Below are 25,251 nucleotides of genomic sequence, written 5' to 3'. Positions count from 1 at the left end.
CACCATAACGACGAGCGGCGCCCAACCCGAAATCCGGGTCGGACGCCGCTCGGGGTCGCCTCAGTGCCGAGTGCTCACAGGTCGTGCTCCGTACGACGCTCGCTCACCGAGCCGTCGGGGTGGGTCGTGGTCTGCACGGTGCCCTTGCGCCGGCTCGAGTTGAGCGTCACCGCGGTCAGGATGAGCACCCCGAGACCGACGAGGGTGAGGATCCAGCCGATCATCTGCAGGTCGACGCCGTCGACGGCGTCCTGCACGGCGAGCGCCAGGATCAGGCCGAGGGCGATCAGGAAGGCTCCGAGTCCGTAACCCATGGTGTGTCCTCTCATCGACGGCGCCCCTGGTCAGGGTGGGTCTGGGGACGCCGTGGGTCAGGTTGTCCACGCGCGCCGGACTTCAAACCACCGCGGCCGGACGGACCAGACCAGCGCTCGGCGGGGACACCCGGGAGCTGTGTCCCACCGACCCCTTGACTATCAAACACTTTCGGGCATATAACAACATAAACACAGACACAGGTGGGGTCGCGCCTGCTGCCCGGAGGACATCTCGATGCCCGCCCAGGACGCACAGCAGGGCGTGGCCCGGCCACCGAGCCAGGTCCACCCGGAGCCGGCCCCCGTGCGCGCACTGCCCCACACCCAGGGAGGGTGACATGTCACCACTGATCCACGAAGACCTCGTCCGGCTCGACGCGGACCTCGGCGCCGACAAGCACGAGGCGATCCGGGGGCTGGCCGAGCTGCTGCTGGCCGCCGGACGCACCCGTGACCTCGACCAGCTGGTGCAGGACGCACTGGCTCGTGAGGCGACGTCGCCGACCGGCCTGCCCGGGGGCATCGCCATCCCGCACTGCCGCACCGCGGCCGTGGAGGAACCGACCCTCGCCTTCGCCCGGCTGTCCCCGCCCGTCGACTTCGGCGCCAAGGACGGACCCGCCGACCTGGCCTTCCTGATCTGCGCTCCGGAGGGCGGGGACGCCACCCACCTGAAGCTGCTCACGCAGCTGGCCCGCGCCCTGGTGAAGCCGGCGTTCACCGACGCCCTGCGCGCCGCGGGCAGTGCGGAGGAGCTCGTGGGCCTCGTGAGCGAGGTGCTGGTTCCGGCCCAGCCGACCACCACCGAGGCTCCGTCCCGGCCGGAGCCCGGCCCGGCTGCCGCCGTACCGACCGCACGACGCCGCCTCGTCGCAGTGACCGCCTGCCCCACCGGCATCGCCCACACCTACATGGCCGCCGAGGCGCTGGAGGCCGCGGCCGAGCGCGCCGGTGTGGATCTCGCGGTGGAGACCCAGGGCTCGGCGGGCTCGACCCCGTTGGCGCGCGAGACCATCGAGGCCGCCGACGCCGTGATCTTCGCCGTCGACGTCGGAGTGCGGGACCGGGCCAGGTTCGCGGGTCTCCCCCTCGTCAGCTCGGGCGTCAAGCGTCCGATCGACGAGGCCGACCTGATGGTCGCCGAGGCCCTGGAGCGCGCCGACGACCCGTCGGCACCCAGGGTCGAGGGCTCCGCAGGCGAGGGCGGCGCCGGCGCGTCCGTCGGCACCGGCGGCTCCAGCGGTGAGACCTGGGGCGGGCGGGTCCGCCGGATCCTGATGACCGGCGTGTCCTACATGATCCCGTTCGTCGCAGCAGGCGGCCTCCTCATCGCGCTGGGCTTCCTCTTCGGCGGCTACGAGATCGTCGACCACGGCGCTGTGGCGACCGACAGCTCGTTGTTCAACCTGCCCGACCTCGACGCGCTCGGGCTCGACCACGCACTCTTCGGCAGCTCTCTCCTGGCCTACTTCGGCGCCCTCTTCTTCGTCCTCGGCGGCACCGCCTTCGGGTTCCTCGTGCCCGCCCTGGCCGGCTACATCGCGTTCGCGATCGCCGACCGCCCCGGGATCGCGCCGGGCTTCGTGATGGGCGCGCTCGCGGGCACGCTGGGCACCGGTTTCCTGGGCGGCATCATCGGCGGCGTCCTGGCCGGCCTCGTGGCGCACTGGATCGCCCGACGCCCCGTGCCCACCTGGGCCCGCGGGCTGATGCCCGTGCTCGTCATCCCGCTGTTCACGACCCTCTCGGTGGGCTTCGTGATGGTCGTGCTCCTGGGTCGCCCGCTCGGCTTCGTCATGGAGCAGCTCGAGGCGGGCCTCGTCTACATGGGCGACCGTCCCGGGCTGGCCGTCCTGCTCGGCGCGCTGCTGGGCGCCATGATGGCCTTCGACATGGGCGGCCCGCTCAACAAGACCGCCTACACCTTCGCCACCACCGGGCTGGCCGCCGCCGCGACGGCCACCGACGCTCCGCAGCTCAAGGTGATGGCGGCGGTGATGCTCGCCGGCATGGTGCCGCCGATCGCCCTGGCGCTGGCCACCGTCCTGCGTCCGTCCCTGTTCACCGTGGCCGAGCGGGAGAACGGCAAGGCGGGCTGGCTGCTCGGCGCGTCGTTCATCACCGAGGGCGCCATCCCGTTCGCCGCCGCCGACCCGCTGCGGGTGATCCCCTCGATCATGCTCGGGAGCGCCGTCACGGGAGGGCTCGCGGAGCTCTTCGGGGTCAGCCTGCGCGCCCCGCACGGCGGCATCTTCGTACTCTTCGCCGTCGATGGCGTGCTGGGCTTCATCATCGCCCTGGCCGCCGGTGTGGCCGTGGCCTGCGCCGCGGTCCTGGCCCTGAAGTCGACCGCCCCGGCACCGGTGGAGACACCGCTCGTCACCGTCTGATCCGCCCGCCCCCACCGCACCACCCCACTGAAGGAGCACCATGCCCACCACGACCGTCCTCGTCGGCTCCGCCGTCGGGCTGCACGCACGACCCGCCGCCACCATCTCCGAGGCCGCGGCCGAGCTGGACAGCGAGGTCCTCCTCGCCGTCGAGGGCGGGGAGCCCGTCGAGGCGTCGTCCGCCCTGCTCATCATGACCCTCGGCGCCGGCAAGGGTGACAAGGTCATCGTCTCCGGCGACGACCAGGGAGACGTCGACACGATCGCCGCCCTGGTCGAGCAGGACCTCGACGCCTGACGCACCGGACCGGGCCACCCCCTCAGGGATGGCCCGGTCCGGGGCCGTGCTGGGCCCGGCCGGAGCCGGGTCGAGATGGGGTCAGCCCTGCAGGGAGTCCACGAAGTCCGGGTTCTCCTGCAGCCAGGCCTCGACGGCCTCGCCTTCCTTGCCCTGGCCGTACTCGTTGACCACGAGGTTCTCCAGCGACCCGTACTGCTCGTCGTCCAGCGTGAAGTTGGTGAACAGCTCGGCCGCCTCCGGGAACTCCTCGGAGAAGCCGTCGGTCGCGATGGCGTTGAGGGTCTCGGCGTCACCGAGCGCGCCCTCGGGGTCCTCGAGGTCCTTGACCGGGAACTCGGAGTTGGCCCAGAAGGGACGCCACAGGGTGACGACGATGTCTTCCTCCGACTCGGTCGCCTTCTTGAGCTCGGCCAGCATCGCCGTCGTCGAGGACTCCACCAGGGTGTAGTCCTCGACCAGCCCGTAGGTCGGCATGACGCTGTTCTTGGTGGCCTCGGTCAGGCCGGCGCCGGGCTCGATGCCGATGATCTTGCCGTCGTAGTCGTCCGCACGGCCCTCGAGGTCGGCGATGGACTCCAGGTCGCTGTACTCCGGCACGGCGAAGGTGAGCTTGGCACCCTCGTACCAGGCGCCGAGGTCCTCGAGGTCGTCGCCGTACTTCTCCATGTAGGAGGCGTGGGTGACCTCCGGCCAGGCCGAGGGGTAGACGTCGATGTCGCCCTCGGCGACCCCGGTGTAGAGGGGGGCCGCGTCGGCGATCTCCTTGATCTCCACCTCGTAGCCCTCGGACTCGAGCACGTTCTGCCACAGGTGGGCCATGGAGAGACCGTCAGTCCAGGACGGGATGATGCCGAGGGTGATGGTGCCGCCCTCGCCACCGGAGGCCTGGGTCTCGCCCTCGTCGCTGCCGCAGGCAGCGGCAGTGCCGCCCATGGCCAGGAGCGCGGCTGCCAGTCCGACGCGTCGCAGTGTCGTCTTGCGCATGTCTCGTTCCTCTCGTGGTGCTTTCACTGGTTGGTGCTGGTCGGTGCTGGTCGGGGCGGGTGGGTGGTGGTGGTCCGGGTCAGGCGGCGGACCGGACCGCGCGCCGCTGCTCGCGCCGCGCGACCAGCCCACGCAGCGAGGGCCGGCTGCGCCGACCGCGCTCGCTGACCGCCGCGGTGACGCGGTCCAGGTAGATCGCCAGGGCGACGACGGCGAGCCCGGCCTCGAAGCCGAGCCCGATGTCGAGGCGGGCGATGGAGCTGGTCACCGCGCCGCCGAGGCCGCCGGCTCCGACGAGCCCCGCGATGACCGCCATCGAGAGCGACAGCATGATCACCTGGTTGACCCCGGCCATCACCGTCGGCAGGGCGAGCGGCAGCTGGATGCCCCCGAGGATCTGGCGCCGGGTGCCACCGAAGGCGTTCCCGGCCTCGACGACCTCGGCGTCGACCTGGCGGATGCCGAGCTCGGTCAGGCGCACGCCCGGGGGCACCGCGAAGATGACGGTGGCCACGAGCCCGGCCGGGACGCCGATGCTGAAGAGCGTCACGACGGGCACCAGCCAGACGAAGGCGGGCATGGTCTGCATCAGGTCCAGGACCGGTCGCACTGCCCGACTGACCCGGTCGGAGGTGGCCGCCAGCACGCCGACCGGGATGCCGATGAGCAGGGCCACGACGGTCGCGGTGAGCACCAGGGCCAGGGTGACCATGGCGTTCTCCCACTGGTCCATCCCGATCACCAGCGTCAGTCCGACCAGGGAGGTCAGGGCGACCTTCCACCCGGCGACCAGCAGGGCGACCACCGACAGGATCCCGACCATCAGCAGGGGGGCCGGCGAGTTCAGCGCGTCCGAGAGCCCACCGATCACGGTCTCGGTGCCGTCCGAGACGGTGTCGAAGAACTCGCCGAGGTTCTCCTTGACCCAGTCGAAGCCGGAGTCGATCCACTCCCCCACCGGGATGCGGGGCACGATCGGGTCCGAGGTGCTCGAAGCTGCCTGGGTGCTCATCGAAGGACCCTCTCTCCGGTGCTGCTCGTCGTCGCGGGCGTGCTGGTGGTGCCGGTGACGTCGGGTGCCGACAGGGCGCCCATCGCGCTGAGCAGCGTGACCCGCGGGATCACCCCGAGCAGCCGGTCGTCCGCACCGACGACCGCGAGCGCGGTGGGGCTGTCGGCAGAGGCGGCGAAGAGATCGGCGACGGCGGTGTCGGCCGTCACGGTCACGGCGGGACGCAGCGTCGCGCGGACGTCGTCGACGCTCGAGCGGGCCACGTCGTCCTCGGTCACCACCCCGAGCAGCCGGCGTTGGCGGTCCACGACCATCAGGGCTGCCGTCTGGTGCTCACGCATCAGCTTGTGGGCGGCCCGGGGACCCTGGTCCCCGCCGAGCACCGCGACCGGTGGCTCCATGACGGAGCCGGCGGTGAGCACCCGGGTGCGGTCGACGTCCTGCACGAACTGGGCCACGTAGTCGTTGGCGGGGTCGTTGAGGATCTGCTCCGCTGTGCCCTGCTGCACGACGCGGCCGTCGCGCATCATCGCGATCCGGTCACCCAGGCGCATCGCCTCGTTGAGGTCGTGGGTGATGAAGAGGACGGTCTTGCCGAGGCGGTGCTGCAGCTCGACGAGCTGGTCCTGCATCTCGCGGCGGATCAGCGGGTCGAGCGCGCTGAACGCCTCGTCCATCAGCAGCACGTCGGTGCCGGCCGCCAGCGCGCGGGCCAGCCCGACCCGCTGGCGCATGCCGCCCGACAGCTCGCCGGGCAGCGACCCGCCCCAACCGTCCAGGCCGACCATCTCGAGCGCCTCGCCGGCGCGCTTCTCCCGCTCCGAGCGGTTGAGGCCCTGCAGCTTCAAGCCGTACGCCGCGTTCTCGCCGACGGTGCGGTGCGGGAGCAGCGCGAAGTGCTGGAAGACCATGCTGACGGTGTCGCGACGCACCCGGCGCAGGCCGCGCGCGTCCAGGGACCCGATGTCGCGACCGCCGACCTCGATCCGGCCGGCGGTGGGCAGCAGCAGCCCGTTGACCATCCGGATCAGCGTCGACTTGCCGGAGCCGGAGAGGCCCATGACGACGAAGATCTCGCCCTGGTCGACGGTGAACGAGGCGTCGATCACCGCGGCGGTCTGGCCGCTCTCACGCAGCTCCTCGCGGCCGGCGCCGTCGCGCAGGCGTTGGACGGCGCGCTCGGGACGACGCCCGAAGACCTTGTAGACGTTGTTCGCCTCGATCACTGGCACGTGGGGTGCTCGACTTCCGACTCGGGGGCCCGACCTGCTGCCGGCGCCACTGGACGCGGCCACCCGGGCACGTGCACGGGCCGGAGGAGACCTCCGGCCCGGACGTGGGATGGTCGCGCGGACTGCCCCTGTCTCCCGAGCGGCCGGGGCGACGACCAGCCATCGAAGTTAGCCCACCTCCGAGCCGCCGACCCCCCTCCCCCACCGGGTCGGCACCGGGTCGCAGCGTGATACCGGCGAGGCCGCGCAGGGGCTCGCGGGCGGGGTCAGGAACGCTGGTCGCGCAGGGCCAGGTAGACGGCCCGGACCCCCACGGCCCGCTCGAGCTCGCGCACGACGCGGCCGAAGAACTGCTCGCGGTAGGTGTCGTCGGTGACGGTCGCCACCGCCAGGTAGAGCAGCGAGAAGGCCGCCAGGAACAGCGAGACCTTGCCCAGCGGCAGGGAGACCTGCACCAGGTAGGGCAGCGTGGTGATGTCGCCCTTGTCGATGCCGGTCCAGGCCGACTGCACGTCCACACCCATCGTCAGCGCGCCGAAGAGCAGGAAGAAGACGAAGACGCCGCCGGCCATCAGCAGCACCTGCGCGGCCTGGATGACCACCATGAACAGCACCAGGTTGGCGCGCTCGAACCCGCTCACCGTCGCGTACGACGCCGGGTCGGCGTCGGGGTCGGCGAGCAGCCGCGCGCACTCGGACTCCAGCGGGGTGCCGGCGCAGGCGCGCACCAGGAACGCGTCGTCGACCTCGTCGTCGACCTTGTCGACCTCCTCGGGGAGCCGCACCGCGAGGAAGGCGACCGCGAGGACCGCGAAGAGCAGCACGACCAGCCACAGGGCTCCGGTCTCCAGGGCGGCGGAGAGCTGCCACACCTCGGCGTTGATGAACAGGAACGTGACGAAGACCAGCAGCAGCGGCAGCGCCCGGGTCGCCAGCGGCAGCAGCGAGCGCAGTCCCGCGACGGTGCGTGCCAGCGCCCAGGTGACGATGGGACGGGCGTGCAGCACGGTGAGGGCGTAGACCACCACGGCGCCGATGACCAGCGAGAGCACCACGGCCGGGGCGGCGCTGACCTGGCCGGTGGCCCAGGTGAGCAGTCCTCCGACGCCCGCTGCCAGCAGCGCGACCAGCACCAGCCGGGGCACGGTGCGTCGCGGCGACAGCGCGGCGTGCGCCTGGGCCCGCTTCTCGGGCACGAAGTAGGAGAGCCCGTTGGCCAGGAACCACGCGTCGGTGCGCTCCAGCGGGTCGTCGCCCGCCGCGGAGCGGCCGCGCAGCGGCAGCGAGGGGCGCGAGGGCACCGGCTCAGACCCCGAGGATCGAGCGCGTGACGCGCACGTCGTCGGCCATCTGCGCCACGAGCGCCTCCACGGAGTCGAAGGCCACCATCTCGCGCACCCGCTCCACGAAGCTGACCTCGACCTCCACGCCGTACAGGTCCAGGTCGGTGCGGTCGAGCACGTAGCTCTCCACCCGGCGCTCCCGGAGCCCCTCGAAGGTCGGGTTGGTCCCGACGCTGATCGCCGCGGGGAAGGACTCCCCCGTGTCGAGGCGGCGCAACCAGCCGGCGTAGACCCCGTCGGCGGGGGTCGCGGTCGCGGCGTCGGTGGGCACGTTGGCGGTCGGGTAGTCCAGCTCCCGGCCGCGCTGGTCACCGCGGACGACCTCGCCGACCACGGAGTAGGGGCGACCGAGCGCCTCGGCGGCCCCGGAGACGTCGCCGGCGGCCAGGCAGGTGCGCACGTAGGTCGAGGACCACACCTGCGGCCCCCCGTCGAGGGTGATCCCCTCGGCGGCGTAGCCACGCGCGTGCCCGAGCTCGGTCAGGGTGGCCACGTCGCCGCTGGCACGGTTGCCGAAGCGGAAGTTGGCGCCCACGACGACGGCGGTGGCCTTCAGCGCCTCCACCAGGACGCGGTCGACGAACTCCGTGGGCGACCAGGCGGCCACGTCGCGGTCGAAGGGCAGGGCCAGGACCGCGTCGACACCGGCGTCGCCGAGCAGGCCGGCGCGGGCCTCGAGGGTGGTCAGCGAGGTGGGCGCGTGGTCGGGTCGCAGCACGGCCATCGGGTGCGGGTCGAAGGTGACCGCGACCAGCGGCCCACCCTGCTCGTCGGCCACCCGGCGAGCCCGCGCGAGGACCTGACGATGACCGAGGTGGACGCCGTCGAAGTTGCCGATCGAGACCGTGCTGCGCGCGAGGTCGGCGGGCACGTCGTCCAGGGAACGCCAGATCTGCACGGGCACGACCTTAACCCGCCGCTCCCTGCACGAAGACGGCGACGGCTCGGGCACGGCCCTCACGGGGCTCGTAGAGCGCGAGGAACTCCCCGTCGGGGTCGAAGAGGCCGGTCAGCGCCCCCAGGTCGAGATCGAGCGCCCGACCGACCCGCACGTCGCCGGCCTGCTGCTCGTCGAGGTCCTGGGCCGGGAAGGCGGCCCGCGCCGCCTCGGCCAGCGGCAGGACGGCGAAGCCGTCGGCCAGCTCGTCCAGCGTGCGAGCGAGCCCGAGGTCGTAGGGACCGACCGCGGTGCGGCGCAGCGCGGTGAGGTGCCCGCCGACACCCAGGGCCGCACCGGCGTCGCGCGCCACGGCCCGCACGTAGGTGCCCGAGGAGCAGCGCAGGCTGAGGTCGACGTCGAGGACCGCGAGGCTCTCGCCGCCCGGCCCCTCGACCTGCCCCGGCCGCACCTCGTGCACCACCAGCTCGTGGATGGTCACGGGCCGTGCCTTCAGCGCGACCTCCTCGCCGTCGCGGACCCGCTGGTAGGCACGCTTGCCGTCCACCTTGATCGCCGAGACCGCGGTCGGCACCTGCTCGATGTCACCGACGAACGAGGCCAGCACCTCGCGCGCCGCCGCCTCGGTCACCGACCCCGCCCCGAGGGCCTGGGTGGTCTCACCCTCAGCGTCGTCGGTCCCCGTGCTGACCCCGAGCCGCACGGTGGCGTCGTACGACTTCTCGGTCAGCATGAGGTGGCCGAGGAGCCGGGTCGCGCGGTCCACGCCCAGCACCAGCACGCCGGTGGCCATCGGGTCCAGCGTGCCGGCGTGGCCGACCTTGCGGGTGCCGGCGAGCCGGCGGACCCGCGCGACGACGTCGTGGGAGGTGATCCCCGCGGGCTTGTCGACGACGACGAGCCCGGGCGGCACCGGGGCCGAGGGCCTCACGCCTCCGGCTCGTCCTCGCCGGCGCCCGGGGCCCCGTCGGTGTCCCCGTCGGAGTCCCCGTCAGCGTCCACGTCGACCTGCTCGCGGGGCTTCTTGTACGGGTCGGCCTCGCCGGCGTACGCCGCACCACGCTGGGCGGCGACGGCCTCGTCCTGCGCGCGGGCGCGGGCCAGCACCTCGTCGAGGGCGCGCGCGGTCTCGGGCAGCGCGTCGTGCACGAACTCCAGCGTCGGCGCCAGCCGCATGCCGAGCTGCTTGGCGACCTCGGAGCGGATCAGGCCCTTGGCCGACTCCAGGGCGGCCGCCGACGCGGCCAGCTGCATCTCGTCGTCCGGCGCGGCAGCGGTCACGCCGGTGCCCAGCACGGTGTAGAAGATGGTGGCGTGCTGGGTGTCACCGGTCACCCGGACGTCGGTGATGGTGACGAATCCGAGCCGTGGGTCCTTGACCCGACGCTCGAGCATCTCGGCGACGATCACCTGGATCCGGTCGGCGATCTTGCGCACCCGGGGGTTGGCCATGTTCCTACCTCAATGAAAGTGGTTCTGCTCGGTGGAGCGACACCGGCGCCCGCCCCCACACGAGGTGGGGGCGGGCGCCTGGGTCGCGATGGTGCGCCCGGGCTCTCACCCGGGTGCGGAGCCGCTCAGCTCCGCGGGATCTCGCGCATCTCGAAGGACTCCACGACATCGTCTTCCTTGATGTCCTGGAAGTTCTTGAGCACCAGACCGCACTCGAAGCCCTCGCGGACCTCGGACGCGTCGTCCTTCTCCCGCTTCAGCGAGGCCAGGTCCAGGTTGTCCGCGATGACGTTGCCGTCGCGGATCACCCGCACCTTGGCGTTGCGACGGATCAGGCCGCTGGTGACCATGCAGCCCGCGATGTTGCCGTGCTTGGACGAGCGGAAGATCGCACGGATCTGCGCCTGGCCCAGGACCGACTCCTCGTAAACCGGCTTGAGCAGGCCCTTGAGAGCCGCCTCGATCTCCTCGATGGCCTGGTAGATGACCGAGTAGTAGCGGATCTCGACACCTTCCTTGTCGGCCATCTCGCTCGCCTTGCCCTGCGGCCGGACGTTGAACCCGATGATGATCGCGTCGGAGGCGGCAGCGAGGTCGACGTTGGTCTCGGTGATCGCACCGACACCGCGGTCGATGATCCGCAGGCTGACCTCGTCCCCGACATCGAGACCGGCCAGAGCGTCCTCGAGCGCCTCGACCGAACCGGAGACGTCGCCCTTCAGGATCAGGTTGAGGTCCTGGCTGGCGCCCTTCTCCATGGAGGCCATGAAGTCCTCGAGGGTGCGACGGACACGACGCTTGGCCTGCATGGCCGCACGCTCGCGCGCCTCGCGCTTCTCGGCGATCTGACGAGCCATCCGGTCGTCGTCGACGACGAGGAACGTCTGCCCGGCACCAGGGGTGGCGGTCAGACCCAGCACCATCGCGGGACGCGACGGGTCGGCCTCGGTGATGTTCTCGCCGTGCTCGTCGAGCATGGCGCGCACCCGGCCGTACGCCGGACCCGCCACGATCGAGTCGCCCACGCGCAGCGTGCCGCGCTGGACCAGCACCGTGGCGACCGGACCGCGACCGCGGTCGAGGTGCGCCTCGATGACCAGGCCCTGGGCGTCCTGCTCGGAGTTGGCCCGTAGGTCGAGCGAGGCGTCGGCGGTCAGGACGACGGCCTCGAGCAGCTTGTCGAGGTTGAGCTCGGACTTGGCCGAGACGTCGACGAACATCGCGTCGCCGCCGTACTCCTCGGGCACCAGGCCGTACTCGGAGAGCTGGCCACGGACCTTGGTCGGGTCCGCGCTCTCCTTGTCGATCTTGTTGACCGCGACCACGATCGGCACACCGGCGGCCTTGGCGTGGTTGAGCGCCTCGACCGTCTGCGGCATGACGCCGTCGTCGGCCGCCACCACGAGGATCGCGATGTCGGTCGCCTGGGCGCCACGAGCACGCATCGAGGTGAAGGCCTCGTGACCCGGGGTGTCGATGAAGGTGATGCGTCGGTCGGTGCCGTCGACGTCGGTGGTGACCTGGTAGGCGCCGATGTGCTGGGTGATGCCACCGGCCTCCTTGTCGCCGACGTTGGCGCTGCGCAGCGCGTCGAGGAGCCGGGTCTTTCCGTGGTCGACGTGACCCATGACGGTGACGACCGGGGGTCGCACCGAGAGGTCGGAGTCGTCGCCCTCGTCCTCACCGAACTCGAGGTCGAAGGAGGACAGCAGCTCGCGGTCCTCGTCCTCGGGCGAGACGACCTGGACGACGTAGTTGAGCTCCTCGCCGAGCAGGTCCAGCACCGCCTCGTTGACCGACTCGGTCGCGGTGACCATCTCGCCGAGGTGGAAGAGCATCTGCACGAGCTGGGCGGCGTCGACGCCGACCTTGTCGGCGAAGTCGGTCAGCGAGGCACCACGTGCCAGCCGGACCGTCTCGCCGTTGCCCTTGCGGACGCGCATGCCGCCCAGGGTCGGGGCCTCCATGGCCTCGAACTCCTGACGACGTGCCCGCTTCGACTTGCGACCGCGACGCGAGGGGCCACCGGGACGACCGAAGGCGCCCTGGGTGGTGCCGCGCTGGCCGGGACGACCGCCGCCGGGGCGACCGCCGCCGCCGGGGCGACCGGCGAACCCGCCGGGAGCGCCACCGGGACGTGCCGGGGCACCGCCGGGACCGCCGCGGCCGGGCGCACCGCCACGGCCACCGGGGCCGGGACGAGCTGCGCCGCCGGGAGCGGGACGACCGCCGGGGCCCTGGCCGAACGCGGCCGGGGACTTCGGCATCATCGCCGGGTTCGGGCGCGGCATGCCGGGACGCCCGGGGGCGCCGCCGTCACGGCCGGCCGGGGGACGCGGGGGACGCTGGTCGCCCGCACCGGGAGCCGCGGGACCGCGGTCGGCACCGGGGCCGGGGGCGGGCTTGCGGCCCATGCCCTGGCTGGGGGCGAACGGGTTGTTGCCCGGGCGCGGCGCGCCGGGGCGTCCGACCGGACGCGGAGCCGGGGACTTGGGAGCGGCGTCGCCGGGAGCGCTGGGGGTCTCCGCCTGGGCGGCGGGCGCCTGCGGCTCGGCAGCGGCCGGCTTGGCGGCGGGCCGGGGGGCGGGCTTGGGGCCCGGGCGCGGGCCGGTCGAGGCCGCGGGGGCCTCGGCGGCGGGTGCCTGCGGTGCCTCAGGGGCCTCGGGGGCCGCAGCAGCGGCCGGGGCCTCCGCAGCAGCTGCCGGGGTCTCCGGGGCGGCCGGGGCCTGGGTGGCCTCCGGCTTGGGCGCGGGCTTGGGCGCCTTGGGGCCGGGCTTGGGCGCGGCCGGGGCGGGAGCCGGGGTCGAGGGGGTCTCGGCCTTCAGCTTGTCGCCGTACTCCTTGCGGAAACGCATCTCCGCAGGCAGTTCCACGGTGGAGCTCGCCGACTTGACGAACTCCCCCATCTCCTTGAACTTCTCGAGAACGAACTTGCTCTCGACGCCGAACTCCTTGGCGAGCTCGTGTACGCGGGTCTTGGCCACAATTCTCCTTCTGGCCCCAGACCCGGTCACGGGCGTCTCTGGGGACCGTTAGTGGTGGTGCAAACTCATCGGGAAGAACTCATCGAGTGCTCATGAGCTGCTGCTCCAGTTCCTGGTCGTCCGGGCGGTCATGTGACCGCCTCGCTGTCAGTGGTCGTGCGGGTCGTACCGGTGGTGCGGGTGGCGAGGTGCTCCTCGACCGGTGCGCTGGTCAGCCCGGTCCCGCCGCGGTAGCGGAGGGCGCGGGCGAAGACCTTGCGACGCACCGCGAGGTCGTAGCACGCGGACGTGGGGTGCAGGTGCGCCCCTCGACCGGCTGCGCTGCCTCCGGGATCGGGCACCACGGCCGGGTGGCCGTGTGCGTCCGAGCCGACGACGAGGCGCAGCATCTCGCTCCTGGCGGCCCGCCGACGACATCCCACGCAGGTCCGGACGGGCCCGCTGGGAGCGGGATCGGCCGTGGGCGCAGGGCGTGCGTCTGGGTGGTCCACCGCCGACAACCCTAGCGTGTCGACCCCCTCAGGACCGAACCGGCACCGGTGCGAGCAGCGGCCACGAGCCCTGGAGGAGCGGTTCAGCGGGAGGGCGCGGAGGCCTCGGCCTCGTCGTCGGCCTCGTCGCTGCGGATGTCGATGCGCCAGCCGGTGAGCCGGGCGGCCAGGCGGGCGTTCTGCCCCTCCTTGCCGATGGCCAGGGAGAGCTGGAAGTCGGGGACGACCACGCGCGCCGAGCGGGCTGCGGCGTCGATGATCTGCACGGAGGTGACCCGGGCCGGCGACAGGGCCGAGGCCACGAGCCTGGCGGGGTCCTCGGCCCAGTCGACGATGTCGATCTTCTCGCCGTTCAGCTCAGCCATCACGCTGCGCACCCGCTGACCCATCGGGCCGATGCAGGCGCCCTTGGGGTTGACCCCCGGGGCGTCGCTCATGACGGCCATCTTGGTGCGGTGCCCGGCCTCGCGCGCGATCGCGGCGATCTCGACGGTGCCGTCGGCGATCTCGGGGACCTCGAGCGCGAAGAGCCGCTTGACGAGGTTGGGGTGGGAGCGCGACAGCGTGATCTGGGGCCCGCGCATGCCCCGGCGCACCGAGACCACGAGGCACTTGATGCGGGTGCCGTGCGTGTAGCTCTCCCCGGGCACCCGCTCGCTGACGGGCAGCAGGGCCTCGATCTTGCCGAGGTCGACCATCACGTCGTCCGGGTTGCGTCCCTGCTGGATCACCCCGGAGACGATGTCGCCCTCCTTGCCGGAGAACTCACCGAAGCGGATGTCGTCCTCGGCGTCGCGCAGGCGCTGCAGCATGATCTGCTTCGCCGTGGTCGCGGCGATCCGGCCGAAGCCCTTCGGGGTGTCCTCGAACTCGCCGACCTTCTTGCCGTCGTCGTCGAGCTCGGCGGCCAGCACGGTGACGTGCCCGGTCTTGCGGTCCAGCTCGACGCGCGCCTCCTCGAAGGCGCCCGGCGACTTCAGGTAGGCCATCAGCAGGGCCTGCTCGATCGCCTCGACCAGGACCTCGAAGGAGATCTCCTTCTCGCGCTCCAACATCCTCAGGATGCTCATGTCGATGTCCATCAGGCGTCCTCCTCCGACTCGGCGGCCTGGGCGGAGCCCGGGCGGTTGAACTCGATCTGGACCAGGGCCTTGGTGACGTCGGCGTAGGCGACCTCGCGCTCCTGGCCGTCGACGTCCAGCGTCACGGCGCTCTCGCCGGCGCTCGTCGCACGACCGGTGAACGTGGTGCCGTCGGTCGTGGTGACCTTCACGAGACGCCCGGTGTTGCGGCGCCAGTGCCGCTCGAGGCTGAGCGGGCGGTCGACGCCGCGCGAGGCGACCTCGAGGGTGTAGGGCTGCTCGCCCATCACGTCGGAGGCGTCGAGGACCCGGCTGACCTCACGGGTGGCCTCGGCGACGTCGTCGAGGGTGACCCCGCCGTCCTTGTCCACCGCGACGCGGAGCACCCGTCGCTTCCCGGCCGGGCTGATCTCCACGGCCTCCACGTCGAGCTCGAGGGCCTGCAACGGCTCGACGAGCTCGGCCTCGATCCGGTCCCTGGTGGTGTCCTGGCTGGGGGTGCTCACGGGTCGGAAGCCTCCGGTGTTCTCTTGTGCTGGTGCGGGCGGTGCGGTCCGGTCACGATAGCCCCTCGGGGCGTTGGCACGCGCAACGGCCGGACCGGGTCCGGCGCTCCCCGGGGCGGCCGGGCGGCTAGGCTCCTGCGGTGCCCCACGAGCCTGTCGCGACGCGTCGTACGGCCTTGCGCGCCCTGGCACTGTCCGCCGCGCTGCCCGCCCTGCTGACCGCCTGCGGGGGTGCGCCCGCGACCGATCTCACACCCGGCGCCGCCGACCGGGAGGACGTGTCCGACCCGGACCTGGTGGTGGTCGCCGGCGTGCTCGGCGAGCTGGCCGCCCTGGTGGCGCTGCTCGAGCGGACCCGGACCCGGCACGCGCCGCTGCGCTCGACGCTGGCCCCCGCACTGCGGGTGCACCGCGCGCAGCTCGACGCGCTGCTGGCGACCGGCGCCGAGGCCCCCGGCCCGGCGCCCCGGCCCCGCGTGGCCGGGACCCCCGCGGCGGCCCTCGACGCCCTGCGCCGGCGCGAGGAGACCGCCCGGCGCCGGCTCACGTCGTACGCCGTCGACGCCCGCAGCGGCGTCCTGGCCCGGCTGGTCGCGGCCGTGACGGCCGGGGTCGCCCAGCAGCAGGTGCTGCTCGCCACGGGCGGCGTCACCCCGACCGCCGGGAGCAGCGCATGAGGACGCTCGAGGCGTTGCAGGCGACGCTGCTCGCCGAGCACGCGGCCGTCCACGTCTACGGCGTGCTCGGGGCCGCCACGTCGATGTCGGCCACCCCCGAGCTCTACGAGCGGATCTCGCAGGGGTGGACCGCCCACCGGGGACGGCGCGACGCGCTCGAGGTCGAGCTGCGAGACGCGGGCGAGGAGCCGGTGGGCACCGCGGCCTTCTACGAGGTGCCGGGGCCCGTGCGCACCCCCGAGCAGGTGTCTGCGACAGCCGCGCTGGTCGAGCGCCGCTGCGCCGCGTCGTACGCCGCCCTGGTCGCGGCCACCGCCGGCTCGCGCCGACGCACCGCCGTGCAGCTGCTGGGCGAGGCGGCCGTCACGGTCCTGGCCTTCGGCGGTCCGGCCGAGGCGCTGCCCGGCCTGGACCCCGAGGGCTGACGCGACACCGCGACCGCGGCGTCGTCCCTGTGGGAGAGGCCCGAGATCTCTCCCAGAGGGACAGCGCCGCGGTCGCGGAGCCGGTCCGGCAGTGTCAGGAGCGCCGGGCTGGGGGGCGCCTGCGCTCCTGACACGGCGATCATGCCCGGTGGGGCAGCGGGCCCACACGTCCCGCCTGCCTCACAAACGTGCATTGCACAAAGTGGCACCGCTCAGCGGTAGGCCGCCCACATCTGCCCGGCCCGGTCGGACTGCCCCCCGGTGAACTCCAGGTAGCAGCTGTCGTAGCTGTAGTCCATGAAGTTGTGGATCGGGTCGAGGCCCGGCAGCGAGCAGGAGTCCCGGCCCGCGGGGCACCCGCTCGTGGAGCTGGACTGGGCCGGGGTGTCGGCGACCTGGTCGTTCGTGGTCGTGCAACCGCCCTGGAACGTGTGGTAGAGCCCGAACCAGTGTCCGGCCTCGTGCGTGGCGGTCTCCCCCAGGTTGTAGCTGCTCGCCGAGCCGCCGGGCAGGGTCGTGTAGTTGACCCGGATGCCGTCGATGGCGCCGTTGCGGGAGTAGTCCCACGGGAAGGTCGCCACCCCCAGGTAGGCGAAGTCGACCAGCCAGATGTTCAGGGCGTTCGCCCCGCCCTGCCGGGTCTGACGGCGGTAGGTCGAGGACTGCTTGTCCTGGTGCCAGCTGGTGTTGTCGAAGCGGTCGATGCCCGCCAGCGTGAACCGGAAGCCGGTGTCGGTCGCCGTCGAGGACTTCTGGCCGGCGAAGCTGCGGTTCAGCACGTCGACCTGCGCCTGGACCTGGCTGTCGGTGACGTCCCCGCCGCCGGCGGAGTCCCGCATCACGTGCACGTAGACCGGCACCGTGGCCGAGGAAGCGGCGGCCGCCCTGCGGCTCAGCCCGCGGGCGGCGAGGCGGTCCCCCACCTCCCGCTCGATGCGCTGCTGCTCGCGCACCGAGACGTCGCGGTGGTCGGCGCCGCGGGGTCCCCCGCGCGCCGCCTCGGTGCCGTCGGCGGCCCCGTCGATGCAGGGCGCGGCGCGCGGCGCGACGGCCTCCTGCGCGACGTGGGCGGAGGCCGGGGACAGCAGCCCGGTGGCGACCAGGGCGCCGGCGGCCACGGTGGTGGCGGCGCCGGAGGCGGCGGTGGAGAGACGGTTCTTCAGACCCATGAGCGGGGTTCCTCGTTCCGGGACGGGCCGCGGGGTGAGCGGCCGGGTGCGCTGATCGTGGCGCACCCCGGAGCGCAGCAGTAGCGTCCGGCCGCCTCCTGTTCCTGCACTGCAGGTTCCTGCAGAAGTGGGAGCGGTCGACGGATCGTCCGGTGCGGGTCAGGCCCAGCCGGAGACGATCCCGTGCACCTCGCCGAGCCGGTGCACCACGGCGTCCGGCACGCCCTCGGTGTGGCCCACCTGCCCGCGCGGGATCCGGCTGTGCGGCAGGTGGATGGCCCGCATCCCCGCGTGCTGGGCTCCCCACACGTCGTCGAAGAGCCGGTCCCCCACGAAGACGCAGCGAGCCGGGTCGGTGACCCCCACGGCCTCCATGGCGGCCCGGAAGGCGAGCGGGGACGGCTTCGTCCACGCGATCTCGCTGGAGTAGACGTCGCCGTCCACCAGGTCGTAGACGCCGTCGCGCTCGAAGAACCCGACATGCCACTCGCGCGGCCACAGCGTGTTGGAGAGCACCCCCACCTTCAGCCCGTCGGCACGCAGCGCCTCGAACAGCGGACGCACCTCGGGGTCGGTCGTGGTGTGCGGTTCCCAGAACTCGTAGTACGCCGCCAGGAGGTCGGGGTCGTGGTCGAGGCCCGCCTCCTCGAAGAGGTCCGCGACCGTGGCGCTGCGCTGGTGGTCGCGGCTACGGCCCCACACCACGTCACCGGCCGAGAGCAGCCGGGCGGCGTGCTCCCCGCGGTCGTCGAGCAGCGCGTCGTCCGCGGTGCTGGGGGTGCGGCGCACGGCGCCGGCCAAGGCCAGCGACTCCGCGTGGAAGTCGACGTCGTGCCACTGCGTCAGCGTGCCGCCCCAGTCGAAGATGACCGCCTCGAGGCCCGCCCCGGGTCCGGTCCCACGACCGGGGCGCGCGCTCACCGGCGGACCAGGTCCACCAGGTGGGAGACCACGTGGTCGGCCGCGACGGCGGTCTTCTCGCCGCTGGCGCGGTCCTTGACCTCGACCTCGCCGCTCTCGGCGAGGCCGCGGCCGACCACGACGATCGTGGGTACGCCGATGAGCTCGGCGTCCTTGAACTTCACTCCGGGGCTGACCTTGCCGACGCGGTCGTCGTAGAGCACCTCGATGCCGGCGCCGGCCAGCTCGTGGGCGATCCGCTCCGCGGCGGCCAGGATCGACTCGTCCTTGCCGGCGGCCACCAGGTGCACGTCGGCGGGGGCGATGTGGCGCGGCCAGCAGAGCCCGATGTCGTCCAGGGTGCCCTCGGCGACCGCCGCGACCGCGCGCGAGCAGCCGATGCCGTAGGAGCCCATGGTGACGGTGACCAGCTTGCCGTTCTCGTCGAGCACCTGCAGGTCCAGCGCCTCGGCGTACTTGCGCCCGAGCTGGAAGATGTGACCCATCTCGATGCCGCGGGCCGGCTCCAGCACGCCGTCGTCGCAGCGCGGGCAGGAGTCACCGGAGCGCACGTCGGCGGCCTCGATGGTGCCGTCGGGGGCGAAGTCGCGCCCGACGACGAGGTCGAGCACGTGGCTGCCGTCGACGTCGGCGCCGGTGACCCAGCGGGTGCCCTCGGCGACGCGGGGGTCGACGAGGTAGCGGATGCCGGAGGCGCTCTCCTCACCCAGCACCCCGGGGCCGATGTAGCCCTTGACCAGCGCCGGGTGCTCCCGGAGCGTGGCCTCGTCCATCGGCTCGACCTCGATGGGCTCGAGCTGGCCCTCCAGGCGCTTCAGGTCGACCTCGCGGTCGCCGGGCACGCCGATGGCGAGCGCCTCGCGCTCCCCGGACGGGTGCCGGAGCTGGACCAGGACGTTCTTGAGCGTGTCGCCGGCCGTCCAGGACCGGTCGCCGCGGGGGTGCTCGGCGTTGAGGTGGTCGACCAGCGTCTCGATGGTCGGCGTGGCCGGGGTCTGCTCGGCGTGGGCCGCGGGCGCGTCGTCGTACGGCACCGGCGCGGGGGCCCGGACCTCGACGGCCTCGACGTTGGCGGCGTAGTCGCAGGTGGTGCAGCTGACGTAGGTGTCCTCGCCGACGGCCGCCTTGGCCAGGAACTCCTCGGACCTCGAGCCGCCCATCGCCCCGGAGGTCGCCTTGACCACGACGTACTCGAACCCGAGGCGGTCGAAGATCCTGACGTAGGCGTCGCGGTGCTGCTGGTAGCTCTGCTCGAGACCGGCGTCGTCGATGTCGAAGGAGTAGGAGTCCTTCATCACGAACTCGCGCCCGCGCAGCAGCCCGGCGCGCGGACGCGCCTCGTCGCGGTACTTGGTCTGGATCTGGTAGATCGAGAGCGGCAGGTCCTTGTAGGAGGAGTACAGGTCCTTGACGACGAGGGTGAACATCTCCTCGTGGGTGGGGCCGAGGAGGTAGTCGTTGCCCTTGCGGTCCTGGAGCCGGAACAGGTTGGCGCCGTACTCCGTCCAGCGACCGGTGGCCTCGTAGGGCTCACGGGGCAGCAGCGCCGGGAAGCTCAGCTCCTGGGCGCCGATGCCGTCCATCTCCTCGCGCACGATCGCCTCGATGTTGCGCAGCACCCGCAGGCCCAGGGGCAGCCAGGTGTAGATGCCGGGGGCGGCGCGACGGATGTAGCCGGCGCGCACCAGCAGCCGGTGGCTGGGCACCTCGGCGTCGACCGGGTCCTCACGCAGGGTGCGGACGAACAGCTGGGACATCCGCAGGATCCGGGCGGAGCTCCGCGTCGAGGCAGTCATGCGCGCAAGGGTACGGCGGGGCCCGGACGCGAGTCGCACCGGTTTCCTCGCAACCTTTCCGTGCCGGGCCGCGTCTGTCCCAGTGAGAGGCCGGCACCCCCGTCGGCCGCCTGCTCTCGGAGAAGAGACCACCATGACCCACCGCCCCCTGGCCGCGGCCCTGGCCGCCCTGACCACGCTCGCCCTGTCCCAGGGCCTGGCGCTGACCGGCTCCCCGGCCCTGGGGTCAGCACCCGGCGCGACGCCCGGATCCGAGGCTCGGGCCCGGGCCACCACCATCCGCCCGGAGAAGCTGGACCGCGGCGCCGATGCCGCGCAGCCCTACGTCCGGGGAAAGCGCATCGTGGACGGCGCGGAGAGCACCCGGGTCCGCGGTCGGCAGCTGCGGCTCCTCGGCACCCGTCCGGACGGCCGCTACGTCGTCATCACCCAGCGCGGCGACCACGACCGGGTCCGCGCGGTGGAGCCGGGCGGCGGGTCCAGCAAGATCTTCGGCGACACCAGCCAGCTGGAGGTGTCGCTCTCCGGCGACGGCACCACCCTGGTCACCGGCCGCTTCAAGTACCGCAGCCGCCACACCCTGCTGCGTGCCTACGACAGCACCACCGGCGAGCTGCTCGGCTCGCGCAAGCGCAAGGGGTACCTCACGACGCTCGACTCGGCCACCGACACGGTGCTCTACAGCGGTGAGAACGGCCCCGTCGTGGCGTGGGACCTGAGCACGGACACCGGCGAGCGGGTGACCAAGCGGTTCGGCTACCGGGCCGACCTGGCCAACGACCGGCTCGCCGTCTTCACCAAGGACCCCTACCAGGGCGGGTGCACCGTCGTGAGCTCGATCTCCGACCCGGACACCGCGCTGTGGCGCTCCTGCGACGAGGCGGTCTGGCACTTCTCGACCGACGCCAGCCATGTCGTCACGAGCTACATCCTGGCCGACGGCCTGGGCCCCGCGCAGGTGACCGTGCGCACCGACGAGGGCGTGCGGACCGGGCGCTACCGCGTGGACAACGGGTACTTCCGGTCCCTCTTCTTCGAGGACGCCGACACCCTCCTCCTCGACACCGCCACCGACAAGGCCTCCGGCGTGGTGCGCTGCGACGCCGGTCGCTGCGAGCTGGCCTCGGACCTCGGTCCGGGCGAGAGCTTCTGACGACCTGCGGGAGATGCTGGTGAATCGTCTGGCCACTGCCGTCGCGGCCCTCGCCGCCCTGACGCTGGCCCCGGGCCTGCTGACCGCCTCCGTCGCTGCGGAGCCCGGCGCGCCTCAGGAGCGGCGGACCGCCATCCGGCTCGACGACCTCGAGCGGGGACCTGACGCCGCAGTGCCCTACCGGCGCCACCGCACCATCCAGGACGGCGACCTCCGACGACGGATCCCGGGCCGGCAGCCGGACCTGCTGGGCGAGGTCGACGGCGGCTACCTGGTCACCAGCTCCGTCGACGGCCGCACCACGCTGAGGGTCCTGGCGCGGCGCGGCGGCGACCGGGTGCTGGGCACCTTCGGCAGCAGGTCCCGCTCGTTCACCCTCAGCGACGACGCGCGCGTGGTGCTGATGCGCCTGGGCGGCCGGGCCCGCAGCACCCGGTTCATGCTGCTCTCCAGCACCGACGGACGCGACCTGGCCCGACTGAGGTCGCCACGGTCGCTGTGGCCGCTCGACGTCACCGCCGACGAGGTGGTGCTGACCTCCGACGACCCCCGGCAGGTGCTCTCCTGGTCACCCGGCAGCGGCGACGTGCGCATTGTCGTGCGCGAGAGCGGTGGTCTGGCCGACCTCGACCAGGACGTCCTGGTGCGCACACCGCGCAGGCGCGGGACGCAGTGCCTGGAGATGGCGTCGCTGTCCTCCCCCCGGGAGGCCATGTGGAGCCGGTGCGCCGACGAGGTGCCTCGCCTGCTCTCGCCCGACGGTCAGCACCTGCTGGTCAGCGAACGGTCGTGGGACGCTCAGGACCTCCGCGTCCTCGACGCCGCGGGCGAGCAGGTGGCCCGCTACCGGATCCGCGACGGCTGGGGAACCGGTCTCGTGCACTTCGAGGACGAGCAGACGGTGCTGCTGGGCGTCGAGTCCGGCGACGCGGGAGCCGTGGTGCGGTGCAGCGGCACGCACTGCGAGCTCGCCAGCGGCGTGGCGCCCCACCCGCCCCGCTGATCTGAGGGCCGGTCGCGGCGCGGGGCCGGCGACGACTAGAACATGACGGTCGAGAAGCGCGCCGTCTCCTCGAAGCCGACCGCCTCGTAGGCCCGGCGGGCAGGGGTGTTCCACTCGTTGACGTAGAGCGAGACCGTCGGGGCGATCTCGCGGCGCACGATGTCGGCGACCGCCGCCATGCCGCTCGTCGCGAGGCCCTCGCCGCGCCGGTCCGGCGCGACCCACACACCCTGGACCTGGGCGGCGTGGGGCGACATGCAGGCGACCTCGGCCTTGAACACCAGCCGGCCGCCGTCGAAGCGGGCGAAGGACCAGCCCCGGCTGACCAGCTGCAGGACCCGGGCACGGTAGAGGTCGGCACCTCCCCCGGCCTCCGGGGAGAGCCCGACCTCCTCGGTGTACATCGCCACGCACGCCGGGTAGAGCAGGTCCAGGTCCTGGCGGGTCGTGCGCCGCACCCGCGGGTCGGCCTCGACCGCGGGCGCAGCGGTCAGCTCGAGGTGCGGCTGGCGCCACCGGGTCTCCCGCGGCGGGCCCCAGGTGCCCGAGACCACCTGCCAGAAGGCACGCACGGCCTCGTGGGGACCCACGATGGTCGAGACGGTCCGGGCCCGGCCCAGCGCGCGCTCGGCGAAGGCGCGGGCGTCGTCGGGGCTCGCGTTGACCGGCACCAGGTTGGCGCCCACGTGGCAGGCCGCCACCAGGCGCCCGTCGACGTACCGGCCCCAGACCTCGCCGCCGAGCCAGCGGGGCTCGAGGTTGGTGCTGCGGGCGCGGTGGTCGACGAAGACGTTGACCACCGGGTCGAGGTCGCTGAGCGCGAGGAAGTCCGCGAGGTCGGCAGCCCCGAGGGGGCGCACTCCGTGGCGGGTGGTCAGCACGCTGCGAGCCTACGGGTGGTCGGGGGTGCTCAGCCGACCGAGATCTCGGCTGACGAGCCGTCGACGCTCTCCATGCCCTCGGCGATGCGCATGGCCTCCTCGATCAGGGTCTCGACGATCTTCGACTCGGGGACGGTCTTGATGACCTCGCCCTTGACGAAGATCTGGCCCTTGCCGTTGCCGGAGGCGACACCGAGGTCGGCCTCGCGAGCCTCGCCCGGACCGTTGACGACGCAGCCCATCACGGCCACCCGCAGCGGGACCTCGAGCCCCTCGAGCCCTGCGGTCACCTCGTCGGCGAGCTTGTAGACGTCGACCTGCGCGCGCCCGCACGAGGGGCACGAGACGATCTCGAGGCGACGCGGCTTGAGGTTCAGCGACTCCAGGATCTGGAGCGCGACCTTGACCTCCTCGACCGGCGGAGCGCTGAGGCTGACCCGGATCGTGTCGCCGATGCCCTGGCTGAGCAGGTGCCCGAAGGCGACGGCGGACTTGATGGTGCCCTGGAAGGCAGGGCCCGCCTCGGTGACACCGAGGTGCAGCGGCCAGTCCCCCTCGGCGGCGAGCATCTCGTAGGCGCGCACCATGACGACGGGGTCGTTGTGCTTGACCGAGATCTTGAAGTCGCGGAAGCCGTGCTCCTCGAAGAGCCCGGCCTCCCACTTCGCCGACTCGACCAGCGCCTCGGGCGTGGCCTTGCCGTACTTCTCCAGCAGCCGCTTGTCGAGGCTGCCGGCGTTGACGCCGATGCGGATGCTGGTGCCCCGGTCCTGCGCCGCGCGGGCGATCTCCTTGACCTGGTCGTCGAACTTGCGGATGTTGCCCGGGTTGACCCGCACCGCGGCACAGCCGGCGTCGATCGCCGCGAAGACGTACTTCGGCTGGAAGTGGATGTCGGCGATGACCGGGATCTGGCTCTTCTGCGCGATCGCCGGCAGCGCCTCGGCGTCGTCCTGGCTCGGGCAGGCCACCCGCACGATGTCGCAGCCGCTCGCGGTCAGCTCGGCGATCTGCTGCAGCGTCGCGTTGATGTCGGAGGTGAGCGTCGTGGTCATCGACTGCACCGAGATCGGGTGGTCGCTCCCGACCCCCACCTTCCCGACCTGGATCTGGCGGGTCGGACGGCGCGGGGCGAGCACCGGCGGCGGGGCCGCGGGCATGCCCAGGTTGATCTCGGTCATGCGCCCCAGGCTACTGGCCCGTCCCCTGCCGGACGTCATACGGGCGGGAGGTCCGTCGGTGCGGAGCGTATGACGTCCGTGGGTCACGCGGCCCGAGCCGACCAGCCGGCAGCCTCGAGTGCCGTCCGGAGCTGGGCGAAGAACTCCTCCGGCTCCAGGCGGTACCCCAGCAACGGCAGCCTGAGGACGGTGTCGCCCTGCAGGGCCAGGGCGTTCTGGCGCAGCGCGTCGCCAACGACGTTCTCGGCCCAGGAGTGGTGGATGCCGTCGATCTCGAGGACCAACCGGTAGCGAGGCCAGTAGAGGTCGAGGTAGTAGCGGCCGCGCCGATCGCGACGCAGCACCTGCCGCTCCGGGCGCGGCAGCCCCCGTCGTTCGAGGTCGCGGGCGACGTCGATCTCCCCCAGGGAACGTGCGCCGTCCAGGAGGTCGTTGACGACCGCGTGCAGGAGCCCGCGCCGACGATCGCGCCGCACCCGCAGGATCTCCTGCCCCAGGGCGCTCGGTGACACCAGGCCCTGCTGCACGCAGACGGTCAGGAGGTACGTCGCCTCCCGCTCGATGCGTGCCCACAAGGCTCCCCGCACCGCGGCGACCTCGTTGCGGGTGCGTGGGATCCCCGACGGCGTGGTGTCGGTTGCCTGCCAACGCCGGGTCTGGCGGATGTCGTACTGCGCAGTGCGACGGACGCGGGCGCCACGGGGCACGGACACCCGCACCCGGTCCACCGTGAACCGGCTCAGTCCGCCGGCCACCAGCGACGACGCCCCGTCGAGCTGCGCCCGCGGCCCGCCCTGGAGGACGGCCGCCCACCAGTGACCCACGTCGGCCACCGGACCGTTGTGCAGGCAGACCGCCTGGTCACCGAGCAGCCGCCAGCGCCTCGCGCGCACCTCGCGGGCCACCAGCCAGCGGGGCACCCCGGCGTCGTACAGCTGGGGGCGGGAGACCACGTCACCCTGGTCAGCGCCCAGGGCGCGGGCAGTGCTCAGCAGCTGGTCGTGCAGGCGCAGGTGGCGGTTCATGCCGGCGACCTTGCCCGCGCTGCGACGC

At 72.8% G+C, this 25,251-nt stretch carries 24 protein-coding genes; 6 read left to right on the top strand and 18 right to left on the bottom strand.

The window, feature by feature from the left end; translation table 11 throughout:
* Window positions 1–74 precede the first annotated feature (74 nt).
* The gene (locus I601_RS12940) at window positions 75–314 is read right to left on the bottom strand and encodes a DUF6458 family protein (protein WP_068110386.1); all 240 of its coding nucleotides are present in this window, start codon (window positions 312–314) and stop codon (window positions 75–77) included.
* Between the two features lie 341 nt (window positions 315–655).
* Here I601_RS12940 and I601_RS12935 point away from each other — a divergent pair, with 341 nt between their 5' ends.
* Entirely contained in the window at window positions 656–2,707 is a 2,052-nt protein-coding gene (locus I601_RS12935; protein ID WP_068110383.1) for a PTS fructose transporter subunit IIABC, read from the top strand.
* Between the two features lie 40 nt (window positions 2,708–2,747).
* Entirely contained in the window at window positions 2,748–3,005 is a 258-nt protein-coding gene (locus tag I601_RS12930) for an HPr family phosphocarrier protein (protein ID WP_068110380.1), read from the top strand.
* Between the two features lie 81 nt (window positions 3,006–3,086).
* Here I601_RS12930 and I601_RS12925 read toward each other — a convergent pair whose 3' ends face one another.
* From I601_RS12925 to rimP, 11 genes are all read right to left on the bottom strand, one after another.
* Complete coding sequence (locus tag I601_RS12925) at window positions 3,087–3,992, bottom strand: glycine betaine ABC transporter substrate-binding protein (protein WP_068110377.1); 906 nt, start codon at window positions 3,990–3,992, stop codon at window positions 3,087–3,089.
* Window positions 3,993–4,071: 79 nt separating this feature from the next.
* A complete protein-coding gene (locus I601_RS12920; protein ID WP_068110375.1) occupies window positions 4,072–5,004 on the bottom strand; it encodes an ABC transporter permease in 933 nt (310 codons plus the stop codon).
* Window positions 5,001–6,236, bottom strand: a complete 1,236-nt coding sequence (locus I601_RS12915; protein WP_084527566.1) for a quaternary amine ABC transporter ATP-binding protein — start codon at window positions 6,234–6,236, stop codon at window positions 5,001–5,003. The genes I601_RS12920 and I601_RS12915 overlap by 4 nt, the downstream gene beginning before the upstream one ends.
* Before the next feature lie 266 nt (window positions 6,237–6,502).
* Complete coding sequence (locus I601_RS12910) at window positions 6,503–7,537, bottom strand: hypothetical protein (RefSeq protein WP_237089401.1); 1,035 nt, start codon at window positions 7,535–7,537, stop codon at window positions 6,503–6,505.
* 4 nt (window positions 7,538–7,541) lie between these two features.
* Window positions 7,542–8,477 (bottom strand): bifunctional riboflavin kinase/FAD synthetase, encoded by a 936-nt coding sequence (locus I601_RS12905; RefSeq protein WP_068110373.1) that lies wholly within the window; start codon window positions 8,475–8,477, stop codon window positions 7,542–7,544.
* Window positions 8,478–8,487: 10 nt separating this feature from the next.
* Window positions 8,488–9,408, bottom strand: coding sequence for a tRNA pseudouridine(55) synthase TruB (gene truB, locus I601_RS12900; RefSeq protein ID WP_068110370.1), 921 nt, complete (start codon window positions 9,406–9,408; stop codon window positions 8,488–8,490).
* Window positions 9,405–9,929 (bottom strand): 30S ribosome-binding factor RbfA, encoded by a 525-nt coding sequence (gene rbfA, locus I601_RS12895; protein WP_068110367.1) that lies wholly within the window; start codon window positions 9,927–9,929, stop codon window positions 9,405–9,407. Before rbfA ends, truB begins: the two co-directional genes overlap by 4 nt.
* Before the next feature lie 125 nt (window positions 9,930–10,054).
* Window positions 10,055–12,913 carry a translation initiation factor IF-2 gene (gene infB / locus I601_RS12890; RefSeq protein ID WP_068110366.1) on the bottom strand — a complete coding sequence of 953 codons (2,859 nt, stop codon included), beginning with the start codon at window positions 12,911–12,913 and terminating at the stop codon, window positions 10,055–10,057.
* Between the two features lie 128 nt (window positions 12,914–13,041).
* A complete protein-coding gene (locus tag I601_RS12885) occupies window positions 13,042–13,335 on the bottom strand; it encodes a YlxR family protein (RefSeq protein ID WP_068110361.1) in 294 nt (97 codons plus the stop codon).
* 152 nt (window positions 13,336–13,487) lie between these two features.
* Window positions 13,488–14,486 carry a transcription termination factor NusA gene (nusA, locus tag I601_RS12880; RefSeq protein WP_068110358.1) on the bottom strand — a complete coding sequence of 333 codons (999 nt, stop codon included), beginning with the start codon at window positions 14,484–14,486 and terminating at the stop codon, window positions 13,488–13,490.
* Window positions 14,486–14,992, bottom strand: coding sequence for a ribosome maturation factor RimP (rimP, locus tag I601_RS12875; RefSeq protein ID WP_068110355.1), 507 nt, complete (start codon window positions 14,990–14,992; stop codon window positions 14,486–14,488). Before rimP ends, nusA begins: the two co-directional genes overlap by 1 nt.
* A 140-nt stretch (window positions 14,993–15,132) precedes the next feature.
* On the opposite strand from rimP, the gene I601_RS12870 reads away from it, so the two are divergent.
* Complete coding sequence (locus I601_RS12870) at window positions 15,133–15,669, top strand: hypothetical protein (protein ID WP_157520134.1); 537 nt, start codon at window positions 15,133–15,135, stop codon at window positions 15,667–15,669.
* Window positions 15,666–16,094 (top strand): DUF4439 domain-containing protein, encoded by a 429-nt coding sequence (locus I601_RS12865; RefSeq protein WP_068110347.1) that lies wholly within the window; start codon window positions 15,666–15,668, stop codon window positions 16,092–16,094. Before I601_RS12870 ends, I601_RS12865 begins: the two co-directional genes overlap by 4 nt.
* 212 nt (window positions 16,095–16,306) lie before the next feature.
* Here the strand turns inward: I601_RS12865 and I601_RS12860 are convergent, their stop codons facing one another.
* The 3 genes from I601_RS12860 to I601_RS12850 form a co-directional block, all read right to left on the bottom strand.
* Entirely contained in the window at window positions 16,307–17,263 is a 957-nt protein-coding gene (locus I601_RS12860) for a zinc metalloprotease (protein WP_068110345.1), read from the bottom strand.
* Window positions 17,264–17,422: 159 nt separating this feature from the next.
* Window positions 17,423–18,184 carry an HAD family hydrolase gene (locus I601_RS12855; protein WP_068110342.1) on the bottom strand — a complete coding sequence of 254 codons (762 nt, stop codon included), beginning with the start codon at window positions 18,182–18,184 and terminating at the stop codon, window positions 17,423–17,425.
* Window positions 18,181–19,980, bottom strand: coding sequence for a proline--tRNA ligase (locus I601_RS12850; protein WP_237089400.1), 1,800 nt, complete (start codon window positions 19,978–19,980; stop codon window positions 18,181–18,183). The genes I601_RS12855 and I601_RS12850 overlap by 4 nt, the downstream gene beginning before the upstream one ends.
* Window positions 19,981–20,113: 133 nt before the next feature.
* Here I601_RS12850 and I601_RS12845 point away from each other — a divergent pair, with 133 nt between their 5' ends.
* Window positions 20,114–21,133, top strand: a complete 1,020-nt coding sequence (locus tag I601_RS12845; RefSeq protein ID WP_068110339.1) for a hypothetical protein — start codon at window positions 20,114–20,116, stop codon at window positions 21,131–21,133.
* Between the two features lie 13 nt (window positions 21,134–21,146).
* Complete coding sequence (locus I601_RS12840) at window positions 21,147–22,136, top strand: hypothetical protein (protein WP_068110337.1); 990 nt, start codon at window positions 21,147–21,149, stop codon at window positions 22,134–22,136.
* Between the two features lie 35 nt (window positions 22,137–22,171).
* Here I601_RS12840 and I601_RS12835 read toward each other — a convergent pair whose 3' ends face one another.
* From I601_RS12835 to I601_RS12825, 3 genes are all read right to left on the bottom strand, one after another.
* Window positions 22,172–23,017 (bottom strand): GNAT family N-acetyltransferase, encoded by an 846-nt coding sequence (locus I601_RS12835; protein ID WP_084527562.1) that lies wholly within the window; start codon window positions 23,015–23,017, stop codon window positions 22,172–22,174.
* Between the two features lie 29 nt (window positions 23,018–23,046).
* Entirely contained in the window at window positions 23,047–24,198 is a 1,152-nt protein-coding gene (ispG, locus tag I601_RS12830) for a flavodoxin-dependent (E)-4-hydroxy-3-methylbut-2-enyl-diphosphate synthase (RefSeq protein ID WP_068110334.1), read from the bottom strand.
* An 83-nt stretch (window positions 24,199–24,281) separates the two neighbouring features.
* Window positions 24,282–25,223: an endonuclease domain-containing protein gene (locus I601_RS12825; RefSeq protein WP_068114873.1), complete on the bottom strand. Its 942-nt coding sequence runs from the start codon at window positions 25,221–25,223 to the stop codon at window positions 24,282–24,284.
* Window positions 25,224–25,251 lie beyond the last annotated feature (28 nt).

Origin of the sequence: Nocardioides dokdonensis FR1436, from assembly GCF_001653335.1 — a bacterium.
Taxonomy (GTDB): domain Bacteria; phylum Actinomycetota; class Actinomycetes; order Propionibacteriales; family Nocardioidaceae; genus Nocardioides; species Nocardioides dokdonensis.
This window is presented reverse-complemented; position numbering and strand designations above follow the sequence as displayed.